Raw genomic sequence first — 13,957 nt, 5'->3', positions numbered from 1 at the left:
AAAAACACCGCAAAGGCCGTCTGAAACGGTTTTCAGACGGCCTTGGTGAGAGAGACTAAGGAAAATCTCTTCACAACTTAAAAAAAACTTAGCTATAATTCGAAAAATCTCACTTCCGCAGGAATTTCAAAGGAGCATCATGCTGCAAGCCCTTTCCCTACGCGATTTCGTTATCGTCGATCAACTTGATCTGGATTTCGACAGCGGCTTTACCGTACTGACCGGCGAAACCGGTGCGGGCAAATCGATTACGCTCGATGCCATCGGCCTGCTGCTGGGCGATAAGGCCGATTTCGGCCAAGTCCGCAGCGGCGCGGCGGAAGCGCGTCTCTCCGCCGTATTCGACATCAGCGGCCTGCCCGATTTACAGCAGGAGCTGTACGCTGCCGGGCTGTTGGAGGAAGGGGCGGAAGAATTATCGATCCGCCGCCTGATTGATGCCAAAGGCAAAAGCCGCAGTTTTATCAACCATCAGGCGGCGACACTCGCCCAGCTCAAAAGCATCGGCAGCCGCCTGATCGATATTCACGGTCAAAACGCCCATCAGTCCCTCAATCAGGAACACACCCAACGCACCCTGCTCGATGCGTTTGCCGGTGCTGAAACGCAGGCCGAAACGGTCAAAACCGCCTATCATCACTGGAAGCAGGCCGAAAAAGCCTTGGCCGACGCACAGTCGCGGCAGGAGAGTGTGGAAGTCGAACGCGAACGGCTGCAATGGCAGGCAGACGAACTGTCATCACTCAATCTTCAAGCGGGAGAATGGGAAGAGCTCGGCAGCCGCCACGATACGCTGGCGCACGCCGCCGATCTGATTCAGACGGCAGAAGCCGTTGAAAATCTGATTAACGGCGACAACGGTTTGCAGGATATGGTTTACCGCTGCCAAAAATCCTTACAGGCTTTGAGCCATATCGAGCCGCGCTTTGAAGAAAGCCTGAATCTGCTCTCGGCCGTCGAAGCGGAATTGGGCGAAGCCGCCGCCAATATGCGCGCCGTATCGGGCAATACCGACCTTGACCCCGCCGAATTGGCCGCTCAGGAAGCGCGCTTGTCCGAGCTGATGGCGGTGGCGCGCAAATATCGGGTTCAGCCGGAAAACCTGCCTGCCAAACAGCAGGAAATTGCCGATGCCCTCGCCCTGCTGGAAGCCGGTGCCGATACGGAAGCTTTGGCCGCCCGCGCCGCCCAATGCCGTACCGAATATACAGCACAGGCCGAAGCCCTTTCCCGCCTGCGCCGCGATGCGGCCGAACGTCTCGGCCGCGAAACCGCCGCCCAAATGCAGCATCTGGCCATGAACGGCGCACAGTTTGAAATCGCGCTGCTGCCTGTCGAGCCGTCCGCTGCCGGATTGGAACAGGTTCAATACCGAGTGGCCGCCAACCCCGGTTCGCCGCTGCGCCCGCTGAACAAGGTCGCTTCCGGCGGCGAGTTGGCGCGCATCAGTCTGGCCTTGCAGGTGGTCGCCAGCCAATATACCCGTGTGCCGACTCTGATTTTCGACGAAGTGGATACCGGCATCGGCGGCGGTGTCGCCGAAATAGTGGGCAAAGCCCTGCGTGCTTTGGGCAGCCGCCATCAGGTGTTGGCGGTTACCCATCTGCCGCAAGTGGCCGCCTGCGGCGAAAACCACTGGCAGGTCAGCAAAGCGGTACAGGACGGCCAAACCGTCAGCCGAATCCGCACCCTGAACCGCGGTGAGCGCGTCGAAGAAATCGCCCGTATGCTCGGCGGCGAAGTCATCACGGAATTGTCGCGCCATCATGCGGCAGAGCTGCTGGATCATGCCGGAAGCGGCCATGCTTGATATTCTGTACCGCGACGATGACTGCATCGCCGTCAATAAACCCGCCGGTATGCTGGTGCACCGCAGTTGGATCAGCAGCGGCGAAAGCGTTTTTGTCATGCAGACCCTGCGCGATCAAATCGGGCAGCACGTTTTTCCCGTCCACCGCCTCGACCGCCCCACTTCCGGCGTTCTGCTGTTCGCCCTAAACAGCTCCGCCGCACGGTATTTGAGCCTGCAATTCGAGCGGCACGAAACCGTCAAACGCTATTGGGCGGTGGTTCGCGGCTGGCCGCGCGAAGACAGCGGCCGCATCGATTATCCGCTCACCGTCATTTTGGACAAAATCGCCGATATTCATGCCGCGCCGGACAAAATCCCGCAAACCGCCGTAACCGACTGGCGTGTGCTTGCCCGTACTGAACAGCCGTTCCAATCCGCCCTGCGTTATCCCACTTCGCGCTATGCCTGGCTGGAACTGACACCGCATACCGGCCGCAAACATCAGTTGCGCCGCCACCTCAAACATATTTTCCACCCCATTGTCGGCGACACCAATTACGGCGATTTGCGCCAAAACCATGCCGTTGTCTGCCATACCGGTATCCGCCGCCTGATGCTGCACGCCCGCAGCCTGCAATTCAACCGGCCGGACAACGGCTGCCCCTGCACCATCACCGCCCCGCCCGATAACGCCTGGCGGGATCTGATGCAGTCGTTCGGCTGGCCGGCCGACGGCTGAATCCCGCCTCCCACATACAGAGGCCGTCTGAAAACGGACACGGCGTTTTCAGACGGCCTGATAGGACATGCTTCAATCATTTAACGAAAAATCAAATTTACCTTTCTTAATCAATCTTCCGTTTTTTTCGCCGCGCCTTTTTCTTCTTCCAACTGCAAGGGCAGAAACAGGCTGAGCGGCCGCTGGCGGGCAATCTGGCCGACATTGCGCAAAACGCGCCACCAACTGATCATTTTGGTTTCGCGCGAACGCAGTGCCACCCACAGCGTAATCGAAAAACTGACCCACAGATTGACCGCGCCGATGGCCAAAACAAACAGCAGACTTTGCAGAAAAATATACCACGGCAGGCTGCCGCTGACAGCGGCATAACCCACGTTGGCCGAAGAAAAAGCCACATGGCGGATGTCCAGCGGCAGGCCGGTGGCGTGGCCGACGGCACCGGTCAGCCCCAGCAGCATACCGAAGCCGATATTCCCCATAATCGAACCGTAGTTTTCATGCGCATAATCGGCAAATTTGGCGCGCCAACCGGCAGGCAGCAGCAGTTTGAGCAGCGGGTGCTCGCGCAGCCGCATTCTCAGATTGAGATAGTCGCAGCGGTTGTCGAAAAAGCCGGAAATAATACCGGAACAGAACAGCCATACGCCGGCAATGGCGGCATACCACAAAGTCGGCTGGAAAATATCGACCGCTTTGAGCTGGTATGCCACTTCGGCCGTATCCAGCAGCGGCATACCGGTACGGTAGGCAAAACCGGCGGCAATCAGCGCGGCCACACTGACCGCCACAAAAACATTGCCGAATACTGCCACACTCTGAGAACGCAATACGTCCACCAGAAGCTGCGCCAGTTTCATATCCACCCCCCTGCTCTGGTCTTTGCTCTCGACCACAGCAGCGAAATGGGCAGCCGTCATCGCGGGCTGCTTGGTGGCCACCGTGAAACCGAGCATAAAAATCAGCGCGAAGCCCAAGCCGTAGTTCAAGCCTTCGGCCATACCCAGCCAGAAGCGGTTGTCGATAATGCCGCCCAGATAAATTTTGTTGAGCGACATCAGCGCAATCAATACCCCGCCGCCTGCCGCCGAATACAGCATGCTCAGGTATTCTTTCTGATTGCGCGTGATGTAATGCTCGCCGTGATCGCCCGTATTGTGGGTAATCGATCGCGAGAGCATACGCACGCTGCCCGCCCACAGGCGCGAAATGCTGTTCTGCTCGGCCGTAGCACGTGCCAGCACAGTAGTCAGCAGCAGTATGCGGCGCGGGGGCAGTTGTTTTTTGCCGAAAACCGCCATCAGCATCGTCAGCCGCGCCAGCGTCTGATCAAGCCGCTCCAAAAGGTGGGCGACATTGAGCGACGACCCCGTCCCCGCTCCCGTCCCGCGACGGCGCAGACGCTCCACCTGCGTGCGGCACTGATCGAGCATCACATTCAGATGCGCCACATCATATACTTCGCTCCGCCGCAGTGCCTCCACCCAATACACCACTTCGCGTTTGAGTGCGACAAACGGCGAATCCACGTCCAGCAGGCTGTTGTCCAAACGGATCAAATCGGGATCCAATTCTTCGGCCGCCACCCAAATCGACAACATTTCCACCGCATACAGCCCTTCCAGCCGCACATAATTGGCCGCCGTATTTCGCTCGTGTTCGGTCAGATGGCAGCGCAGCAGATCCAGCAGCGCAAGCCAGTCGCGCAGGGCGATAGCATCGAGCCAGACCGTATCGTCGGGGCGGTGGAAAATCAGCGCGAAGACACCGCGCAGGTCTTTGACATCCTTAAACGAAGGATTGATGCGCTCATAAAGCCGCTCGCGCATTTCGCGGCCGAAACCGTTGCGCGAGAAAATACCGCTGCTGATCAAGAGCGGATACAGGCGCACACTGCACAGCCATTGGCACAGCAGTACGGCAGTTTTGCGCGCCAGCTGCGGATCGTCCGCCAGCAGTGCCGTTACCGCCGCCAAACGGGCGGAAGCGTGCCTGCGGCCGCCCCGCCGCAGCCAGCCGCTCACGCCGTACAGCAGTTCAAAAGCCTGATTGGCCGCCACTTTTTCCGCCACAAACTGAGGCAGCTTTTTTTCCGTCAAACGAGCGGGCATACTGTTCCGTCAAATACTGAAAACGGGGCATTATAGCATCAAGTTGTTTTCCTACCCGTGAAACGGTGGCCGTCTGAAAACGGCCCCGGCTTCCCCTTATTCCTGATGCGGATGCGTGTGCTGCCGCCTCAGACCCTTTTGCTGCAATTTCGGCACCAGGTACGCCGTCAGTCCGACAAATGTGTTGGACAGTTTGGCCAGCCACCCCCGGGCGGACGGCAGTGCCAGCTCGACGGGGCGATGGGGAAACACCCGCGTCATCAGTGCTTCGGCGATGTCGTCCGCCGTCAGAATACGGCCGCCCGAAAAAGTCAGCGCGGTTTGCAGACGGCCCCTCTGCCTGTCCAGCATCGGCGTCTGCACGGCATCGGGGCACACCACGCTGACCACGATCCCCTTCGGTGCCAGCTCGACGGCTGCGGCCAGCGAATAGGCGCGTACGGCAAACTTGCTCGCGCTGTACAGTGCCAGCCCCGGAATGGCGGCGATGCCCGCCATCGAAGCCATATTGACAATATGCCCGCCGCCCTGCGCCGTCATGTGCGGCAGAACACTGTGCATACCGAGCATCACGCCTTTGGTATTGATGTCCAAATGGCGGTCGATTTCCCCGGGCTGTACATCTACCACCCAGTTGTCCTGCAAAATACCGGCAATATTGCACAAAACATCCACCCGCCCCCAGCGGCCGACTACCTGCTCCACGGCTGCCTGCCATGCGCTGTACATACGCACATCGAGCGGTATGGCCAGGCAGTGCGCACTGTCCGGATATACGGCTGCCAAGGTTTCTGCATCAATATCGCAGGCACACACGCAATGCCCCGCGTCCAGCAGGCGGCGGCTCAATGCCCGCCCGATGCCCGATGCCGCACCGGTTACGATGAACACCCTCTGCTGCAAAAACGCCTGTGCCGTCATACCGCCCTCCCCGCTGTCTGCCCGCCCCGTTCAGGCCGTCTGAAACGGCCGAAATGCAGATCGCCCATCACGGCCGTCGGCCTGGTGCCGGGAAACAGATAAAAACCTGCCGATTCGGAAGACAGAGCCATATTGCAGAAACGCTCATCTGCCGGACAGGGGCCGGCCACCGCTTTTTCCTGCACCATCGAAATATACTGGTCGATACCGAATTCCAGCGTATTGCCGTTCAGCACTACCTCTGCCTGCGTGGCGGCGGCATAAGCGGCCAACCCGGGAATTTTGGAATACGCGGGCGAATAAGCGTCCAGACTGACACCGTTTTCCGAGGTAACCAGCAGACCCTGATCGGTATGCGCGATAATGGAATGGTTGCCTTCGGTATGCCCTTTGGTCTGCATCAGTGCCACCGACCCGTCGCCGAGAAAAACATCGCCGTCGATCAGTTCGACCCGTGCTTCGTCGATACCGGCCAGGCCGTCCGGACAATACCACTGGTTCTGCCACGGCAGCAGGGCGCGTGCACTTTCCCACTCTTTGCGCATCACCAGCAGTTTCGCGTTCGGAAACAGCGGCGATACCCCGCCCAGCCAGCGGGTCAGATTCTGCGTATGCAGGTGGTCGTAAGTAATGTAGTCGATGTCTTCGGGGCGGATGCCGAGGGCAGCCAGTGCCTGAGGCACCGTATTTTTGGGATCAACCACCATCTTTTCCACCGCTCCCGCCAACGGGCCGCCACTTTTGAGCAGGCGGTCGAAAAACGGCGTTTCCCGCTGGTTTTCCCAGTCGGACGGGCTGACCAGCAGTGTTTTCACGCCCTCGCTGCTGTCGAACTGGATCACAAACAGACGGTTGCAGATATGGATATACGGCACGGGCAGGCGGAAGGCATTCAGATAAGCGTATTTGGAAGGATACGGAATGCGGATAAGCTCTATGCTTTTATAAAACAAAACTTTGGGGTGCCCCAGCATGGTATGGCGGAAATCCTTGGCCGCTTCTTTGACATTATCTACGCGCTGCATGGGGGCGGCCGCCTCGCGTGTTCCGCCGAAATGGCCGAACGGGGTAAAAATGGACATGAAGTTGCTCCTTTGTATGACGGTTATGGTTTTTTTTGGACTTTCCGTCTCCGCCGCAGCGGACAAGGCCGTAGGCCGTCTGAAATGGTGCAAAACCGTATACGGAAACGGAATGCGTCCTTTTGAGATGCCGCTTCATTCTACGCGAACAGCATCATGCCGGACAAGCCGTGCCGGCCCTATCGGATTCGGGCAGATGGCCTGTGCCGCACATTCACTTTACCCCGCTTTTCCACTACAATCGGCGGGTCTGTGCCCACCTTTGTGAGAAAGCGAAATCATGACGAATTTTACCCGTTTCCTGCCGCAGCATCTGGCCGAGCACCGCCTGCCGGAGAGTTTGGGCAGCGTTTTATTTTCCCTGGTTTCCGCCTGCCGCGACATCAGCGGCAAGGTCCGTCTGGGCGCGCTGGCCGGTGTATTGGGCGAAGCGGGCAGCGGCAATGTTCAGGGCGAGGCACAGAAAAAACTGGATGTCATCGCCAACGACATGCTGGTTGCAGCACTGAAATCCCATCCCTTTGTCGGCGGCTTGGCCAGCGAGGAAGAAGATGATTTTGTCGCCTGTGGCGGCCGCGGCTATCTGGTTTTGTTCGACCCGCTGGACGGTTCGTCCAATATCGATGTCAATATTTCCGTGGGTACCATTTTCTCCATACTCGCCCAACCCGAAGGCCGCCTGAATACCGCCGCCTTCCTGCAAAACGGCCGCAGCCAGCTGGCATCGGGCTATGTGCTGTACGGCCCGCAAACCCAATTGGTGCTGACCGTCAAACACGGCGTGTTCGTTTTCACGCTGGACGAAACCGGTGAATTTGTCCTCACCCGCGAACGGCCGCAGATTGCGCCGCACACACAGGAATTTGCCGTCAATGCGTCCAACCGCCGCCACTGGTTCGCGCCGGTGCGCCAGTACATCGACGAACTGCTGGCCGGCGACACCGGCTGCCGGGGCAAAAACTACAATATGCGCTGGGTGGCGAGCATGGTGGCCGAAGTGCACCGCATTCTGATGCGCGGCGGCGTTTTCCTTTACCCGCAGGACGCGCGCGATCCCGACAAACCGGGCAAACTGCGCCTGATGTACGAAGCCAATCCGATGGCACTGTTAATCGAACAGGCAGGCGGCGCGTGCAGCGATACGCGCCTGCCCATGCTCGATGTCGTACCGGAAAAACTGCACCAGCGCGTACCCGTGGTTTTGGGCAGCCGCGAAGAAGTGGATCAGCTCGTCCGTCTGCACGGCTGAACGGCAAAGGCCGTCTGAAAATACGGCCTGCGGAAACGGGCAGCGGATACTGCCTAAAACCGCCCGCATCCGTTTTCAGACGGCCTCAAACGCGACTGCACTCATCATGACTGTTTTCAAACCTTATTTTTTCCTGGTAACCCCGCCCCTGCTGTGGGCGGGCAATATGCTGGTCGGACGCGCCGTGCGCGACGATATTCTGCCGCTGTCGCTTTCATTCGGCCGCTGGGTCATCGCCCTGTTGGTACTGCTGCCTTTCGCCCTGCCCCATATCCGCCGCGACCTGCCGCACTACCGCAGTCAGTGGCCGCTGATTGCCGCCACCGCCGTAACGGGCTGCGCAGCGTTCAACACGTTGGTTTACACCGGCCTGCACAGCACCACCGGCACCAATGCCATTCTGCTCAACTCCTGCATTCCCGTACTGATTCTGCTGTTCGGTGCGCTGTTTTACCGCCAGCCGCTGCACGGCCGCCGAATTGCCGGTTTGGCCGTTTCGCTGACCGGCGTGGCACTGATTATCCTGCGTGCCGACTGGCAGAATCTGGTGCGCCTGCAATTCAACCCCGGCGATTTGTGGGTGCTGGCCGCCGTCGTCTGCTGGGCACTCTATACCCTGTGGATGAAGCGCATCGACCCCGCCGTCAACCGCACCGGCCTGACTGCCGTGCAGATTGTCATCGCCCTTGCCGTACTGCTGCCGTTCTGGCTGTGGGAAACCGCCCGATACGGCCTGCCTCAGCCCTCGCCCGATGCGCTGCTCGCGCTGGCCTATGTCGGGCTGCTGCCCTCGGTAGTGGCCTATTTGTGCTACAACGCGGCCATCGCCCACTTCGGCCCCGTGCGCGCCGGTTTGAGCATTCATCTGATGCCGGTATTCGGCACGCTGATGGCTGTCGGCCTGCTGGGTGAAACCCTGTATGCCTACCATTTGCTCGGCATCGGTGCCATTTTCGCCGGCATCCTGCTCAGCAGCCGGACAGCACCGTAAACACATTGCCGCTGCCGGTGGGGCGTGCCATAATAACGCCCGCTTATTTCTTTACCGCAAACCAGAAAGAACACCATGAGCATTCAAGAACAGATTAAAGAAGTCGTTACCGCCCACCGCGTCGTGCTGTTTATGAAAGGCGACAAACAGTTTCCGCAATGCGGCTTTTCTTCCCGCGCGGTACAGCTTTTAAAAGCGGCCGGTTGCGAAGATTTTGTGACCGTCAATGTTTTGGAACACGACGAAGTGCGCCAAGGCATCAAAGAATATTCCGACTGGCCGACCATTCCGCAACTTTATGTCAACGGCGAATTTGTCGGCGGTTCCGACATCATGATGGAAATGTACGAAGCGGGCGAGCTGCAAACCCTGCTCAACGCCTGATTCCCGCCACACCGTTCCTGCACAGGCCGTCTGAAAACCGTATCATTCCATCCTGTTTTCAGACGGCCTTTTTCCGACTTATGAAACTCAATCCCCAACAGCAGCAGGCCGTCCACTATTTGGGCGGGCCGCTTTTCGTTCTGGCCGGTGCGGGCAGCGGCAAAACCCGCGTCATCACCGAAAAAATCGCCTATATGATTACACAGGCGGGCTACCTGCCGCACACCGTCGCCGCCATCACGTTCACCAACAAAGCGGCCAAAGAAATGCAGGAACGCATCGGCCGGATGCTGAACAAAAAGCAGACACGCGGCCTCACCGTCTGCACCTTTCATTCGCTGGGCATGAAAATGCTGCGCGAAGATGCCGAATATGCCGGGCTGAAAAAAAACTTTTCCATTCTCGATGCGGCCGACAGTGCCAAAATCATCGGCGAAATCGTCCAAACCGCCGGGCGCGAGCAGATTTTCCACGCCCAGCACCAAATCTCGCTGTGGAAAAACGACCTCAAAACGCCCGAGCAGGCCCTATCCGAAGCACAAAACGACTGGGAGCGGCAGACTGCCCTGGCCTACGCCGCCTACCAAACCACATTGCAGCATTATCAGGCGGTGGATTTCGACGACTTAATCCGTCTGCCCACCCTGCTTTTGCGCGATCACAGCACCTTGCGCCACAAATGGCAATTGCGCCTGCGCTATCTTCTGGTAGATGAGTGTCAGGATACCAACACCTGCCAATACGCTCTGATGCGCCTGCTCACCGGTGCCGAAGGTATGTTTACCGCCGTGGGCGACGACGACCAGTCCATCTATGCCTGGCGCGGCGCGAATATGGAAAACCTGCGGCTTTTGCAGACCGACTATCCCCAGCTCAAAATCATCAAGCTCGAACAGAACTACCGCTCCACCGCGCGGATTTTAAAAATCGCCAACCAAGTGATACAGAACAATCCCAAGCTGTTTCCCAAAACCCTGTGGTCGCAGCTGGGACAAGGCGAGCCGGTGAAAGTTGTGGCCTGCCAGAGCGAGCAGCACGAAGCCGAATGGGTCGTCAGCCAGATTGTGAAACAGAAACTGGTGGGCGGCGACAAAACCGCCTATGCCGATTTCGCCATTCTTTATCGGGGCAACCATCAGGCACGCGCCTTTGAAGAAGCCCTGCGTGCCGCGCGTGTACCATACCGCATTTCGGGCGGGCAGAGTTTTTTCGACAAAGCCGAAATCAAAGATGTGCTGGCCTATATCCGCCTGATTGCCAACCCCGAAGACGACCCCGCCTTTCTGCGTGCTGTTACCACACCGAAGCGCGGCATCGGTGATACTACGCTGGGCAAACTCAACGATTATGCCAAACGCTGCGGCTGCTCTCTGTTCGGGGCCGCCCGTTCGATGAAGGCATTGGAAGACATCGGCGGCAAAAGCCGCGACAGCCTGATACAGTTTATGCACCTGATGCAGCACTGCCGCCAACGTGCCCCGCATGATGCGGCAGACGGCATCATGCAGGATTTATTGGCCGAAATCGGCTACGAAGCGCACCTGCTGAACAGCGAAGAAGGCAAAGCGGGCGAAATCAAATGGCGCAACGTGCAGGATTTGTGCGACTGGATCGGCCGCAAAAGCCGCGAAGACGGTAAAACATTATTGGAAACCGCACAGACATTGGCCTTGATGACGCTGCTGGAAGGGCGGGACGATGAAGAAACCGATGCGGTCAAAATGTCCACCCTGCACGCTTCCAAAGGTTTGGAATATCCGTTTGTCTTTCTGGTCGGCTGCGAAGAAGGTCTGTTTCCGCATGCCGACAGCGTAGAAGCAGGCAATCTGGAAGAGGAACGCCGTCTGATGTATGTCGGTATTACCCGCGCCAAACGCCAACTCACGCTGACCCACTGCATCAAGCGCAAACGGGCGGGCAGCTGGCAGTTTCCCGAACCCAGCCGCTTTATCGACGAAATGCCGCAGGAAGATTTGAAAATTCTCGGCCGCAAAGGCGGCGAACCCGTGGTGAGCAAAGAAGAAGGCAAAAGCCGCCTGTCCGAAATGCGCGCGCTGCTGGCGGCGAAAAAACAGGCGGAGGGCTGACATGGAAAACGAAAAAATCTACTATGCGCTGCTGGTGTTACTGTGCGCGGTATCCATGCTGATGAGTCCGTTTTTCTTTATCCGGCGCAACCGGCACCGCGTGGCTGCCGCCGACCGCCGCTGGCGCACCATCGGTGCAGTCAATCTGCTGGCGGCGGCGGGGTTGGCCGCGCTGTGGTATTTTGTTCTGCGCTGAGTTTGGCCAACAGCGCGCGCAAGGCGGTACGCCGTGTTTCATTGTTCAGGCAGGCACGACGCAATACGCTTTCGCCGCCGATAAAGCGGAAACGTTCGCGCGCACGCGTAACCGCCGTATACAGCAGCGCGCGCGTGAGGCCGTCTGAAACGGCATCGGGCGCATACAGCCACACTTCGCGGTATTCCGAACCCTGACTTTTATGCACCGTCAGCGCAAACGCATCGCCGCAGGCAGGCAGACGGCTGAGCGCGAGCGTGCGCAGCCCCTGCGCCGACGGGAAATAAGCCGCCAATTGTCCCTGCGCGTCGGGCAGCACCAAGCCGATGTCGCCGTTAAACACTCCGAGCGGATAATGATTTTCTTCCACCATAATCATCTGACCCGCAAACCAAACCTGATCGGCCGCCACACCGCGCACCTGTTGCAGGTAACGCCGGTAGGCCGCGTTAAACGCCGCCGCATCCTGCCGTCTGGCCGTCAGCATCACCATATCGGCCTGATGTGCGAAGGCGGCTTCTGCGCTACCCCCGTCCACCGCCTGCCAATAGGCCGTCTGCGCGGCATAAAAAGCAGGAACCTGGCTTTCCAAGACGGCCTCTCCTGCCGCCAACTCCTGAGGGAAACGGGCAAACTGCGCCCACGCACAATCCGCCTCCCCTGCCGCCACGGCACGCGCCAGACAGCCCAGGCCGCTGTCGTCGCCGAAACGGTGGCTGACCGTCAGCCGCATAATCTGCGAAGCCAGCGGCGGCGGTTCAGCGGCCGTCTGAACAGCGGGCGGTTGGGCGGTTTGCAGCAAACGCTGCCACACAGCGGCGGTTTCGCCGTCCAACACTGTGGGTTGCGAAAGCGCGGACAATACCGCACCCGCGCCCACCGAAGGCAGCTGGTTTTCATCGCCCAGCAATACCACGCGGCAGCCTGTCGGCACGGCACGCAGCAGCGACAGCAGTAACGACATATCCAGCATCGAGGCTTCGTCCACCACCAGAATATCCAGCGGCAGCGGCCGGCTGCCGTCAAATGCGGGCAGCATTTGCGGCGGACGCAGTTTGAGTAGGCGGTGTACCGTCTGCCCCGACAAAGCGGCCAGATGGCTGCGCACCGTTTCGGACGGCTCAAAACGCGCCAGCGCCTGATGCAGGGCGCGCGCCATATGCGCGGCGGCCTTGCCCGTCGGCGCGGCCAAGGCAATGCGCGGCGGCTTTTCTCTGCCGTCGCACAACAAGGCCAGCAGTTTCGCCACTGTCGTCGTTTTCCCCGTTCCCGGCCCGCCGGTAATCAGCATCAGCGGCTGTAATAATGCCAGAGCCGCCGCTTCTTTTTGCGCACGGCTGCCCGCATCGGGAAACCATGCGGCCAAACGCGCCGCAGCCGCCGCTTCGTCGGGCTGCGGCAACACCACAGCAGAAAGGCGCAGCAGCTCCGATGCCAAATCGCGTTCCAGCTGCCACACCCGTCCCAAAAACAGCCGCCGTCCCCACAACTGCAACGGCGTGTCGCCGCGCATACCGACAATAGGCACCGCAGCGGCCAGCTGCAACCGTTCCGCTTCCGTCAAATCGAGATAACTGTGCCCGTTCTGCCATTCGACAAACAGACGGCGGACAAACGGCGCGCAAATCTCCGCTGCCTGCGGCGCGTGCCGTGCGAGAAAATCATTTGCGGCCTGTGCCGCCTGTACCGCCCATTCTCCGCTGCTCATGCTGTTTTCCTGTATCGAACTGCCGCCATTATAACGCGGCATTAACATGATTTTTCGCCCTGCACCAAACCTTAACCCTTCCGAACAATGCAGGGCAGCACTTGTTGCTAGAATGTGAAGCCTTTCCGGCCGTCCGGCCGATATTCAACGACACAGGAGCAAATATGAAAAAATTGTTGATTTCCGCTTCCGCCATGCTGGCTTTGGCCGGTTGTGCCGCCAATAATGCGCCCCAAGCCGCCGAGACAGATGTCCGCGCCCAAGCCGCTACCACCAACAGCGCGCCGCAATTGGCTGCTGTGGACAGCATCGACAGCCGCATCGAAGTGGCCTACCGCTGCACCACGCCCCAAGGCGTGCAGCCGATGAGCGTGATGTACGGCGTGAAAGACGGTACCCTGATTGTCGCCCAAGCCAAAGTCAACGGCGAACTGACACCGGGTCTGGCACGCGTGCTCAACGATGTGAACGGTGAATCGCAAAACAGCTACTACGGCAACGGCCTGACCTGGATTACCGACAAAGCCACGCCTGCCGATGTAACCCGCGTGGACGGCAATATGCTGACCCAGGCCAAAGAGCTGACTGTAAACGGTGTGCCCACCGGCGTTCAGGACATTCTGCTCAAAGGCTGTGCAGTCGATACTGCCGCTACTGCGCGCCTGAACCGCGCCGCCAAACGCTGATTGCATGTTTC

At 59.1% G+C, this 13,957-nt stretch carries 12 protein-coding genes; 8 read left to right on the top strand and 4 right to left on the bottom strand.

Annotation, left to right across the window (positions count from 1 at the left end; genetic code table 11):
• Nucleotides 1-139 precede the first annotated feature (139 nt).
• A complete protein-coding gene (gene recN / locus ORY85_RS02760) occupies nt 140-1,810 on the top strand; it encodes a DNA repair protein RecN (RefSeq protein WP_274571448.1) in 1,671 nt (556 codons plus the stop codon).
• Nucleotides 1,803-2,531 carry a tRNA pseudouridine(65) synthase TruC gene (gene truC, locus ORY85_RS02755; RefSeq protein ID WP_274571447.1) on the top strand — a complete coding sequence of 243 codons (729 nt, stop codon included), beginning with the start codon at nt 1,803-1,805 and terminating at the stop codon, nt 2,529-2,531. Before recN ends, truC begins: the two co-directional genes overlap by 8 nt.
• A 110-nt stretch (nt 2,532-2,641) precedes the next feature.
• Here the strand turns inward: truC and ORY85_RS02750 are convergent, their stop codons facing one another.
• The 3 genes from ORY85_RS02750 to ORY85_RS02740 form a co-directional block, all read right to left on the bottom strand.
• Entirely contained in the window at nt 2,642-4,642 is a 2,001-nt protein-coding gene (locus ORY85_RS02750) for a site-specific recombinase (RefSeq protein ID WP_274571446.1), read from the bottom strand.
• A gap of 96 nt (nt 4,643-4,738) precedes the next feature.
• A complete protein-coding gene (locus ORY85_RS02745) occupies nt 4,739-5,563 on the bottom strand; it encodes an SDR family oxidoreductase (protein ID WP_274571445.1) in 825 nt (274 codons plus the stop codon).
• Nucleotides 5,560-6,645, bottom strand: coding sequence for a hypothetical protein (locus ORY85_RS02740; RefSeq protein WP_274571444.1), 1,086 nt, complete (start codon nt 6,643-6,645; stop codon nt 5,560-5,562). The genes ORY85_RS02745 and ORY85_RS02740 overlap by 4 nt, the downstream gene beginning before the upstream one ends.
• Nucleotides 6,646-6,925: 280 nt before the next feature.
• Between ORY85_RS02740 and ORY85_RS02735 the strand changes: the two genes are divergently transcribed.
• From ORY85_RS02735 to ORY85_RS02715, 5 genes are all read left to right on the top strand, one after another.
• Nucleotides 6,926-7,894: a class 1 fructose-bisphosphatase gene (locus tag ORY85_RS02735; RefSeq protein WP_274571443.1), complete on the top strand. Its 969-nt coding sequence runs from the start codon at nt 6,926-6,928 to the stop codon at nt 7,892-7,894.
• 106 nt (nt 7,895-8,000) lie between these two features.
• Entirely contained in the window at nt 8,001-8,885 is an 885-nt protein-coding gene (locus ORY85_RS02730) for a DMT family transporter (protein WP_274571442.1), read from the top strand.
• Nucleotides 8,886-8,960: 75 nt separating this feature from the next.
• On the top strand, nt 8,961-9,269 hold the full coding sequence (gene grxD / locus ORY85_RS02725) for a Grx4 family monothiol glutaredoxin (RefSeq protein ID WP_274571441.1): 309 nt from the start codon (nt 8,961-8,963) through the stop codon (nt 9,267-9,269).
• Between the two features lie 80 nt (nt 9,270-9,349).
• On the top strand, nt 9,350-11,356 hold the full coding sequence (gene rep, locus ORY85_RS02720; RefSeq protein ID WP_274571440.1) for a DNA helicase Rep: 2,007 nt from the start codon (nt 9,350-9,352) through the stop codon (nt 11,354-11,356).
• A 1-nt stretch (nt 11,357) separates the two neighbouring features.
• Nucleotides 11,358-11,552 carry a hypothetical protein gene (locus tag ORY85_RS02715; RefSeq protein ID WP_274571439.1) on the top strand — a complete coding sequence of 65 codons (195 nt, stop codon included), beginning with the start codon at nt 11,358-11,360 and terminating at the stop codon, nt 11,550-11,552.
• Here the strand turns inward: ORY85_RS02715 and recD are convergent.
• Nucleotides 11,497-13,260 (bottom strand): exodeoxyribonuclease V subunit alpha, encoded by a 1,764-nt coding sequence (gene recD / locus ORY85_RS02710; RefSeq protein ID WP_274571438.1) that lies wholly within the window; start codon nt 13,258-13,260, stop codon nt 11,497-11,499. The two genes, ORY85_RS02715 and recD, sit on opposite strands and share 56 nt — an antisense overlap.
• Nucleotides 13,261-13,424: 164 nt before the next feature.
• Between recD and ORY85_RS02705 the strand changes: the two genes are divergently transcribed.
• Nucleotides 13,425-13,946 (top strand): hypothetical protein, encoded by a 522-nt coding sequence (locus tag ORY85_RS02705; protein ID WP_274571437.1) that lies wholly within the window; start codon nt 13,425-13,427, stop codon nt 13,944-13,946.
• The last annotated feature ends 11 nt before the right edge of the window (nt 13,947-13,957 follow it).

Source organism: Neisseria leonii (genome assembly GCF_028776105.2).
In the GTDB taxonomy this organism is placed as follows: Bacteria; Pseudomonadota; Gammaproteobacteria; order Burkholderiales; family Neisseriaceae; genus Neisseria; species Neisseria leonii.
Note: the sequence above shows the minus strand (reverse complement) of the source record. Positions and strands in the feature narration are given on the sequence as shown.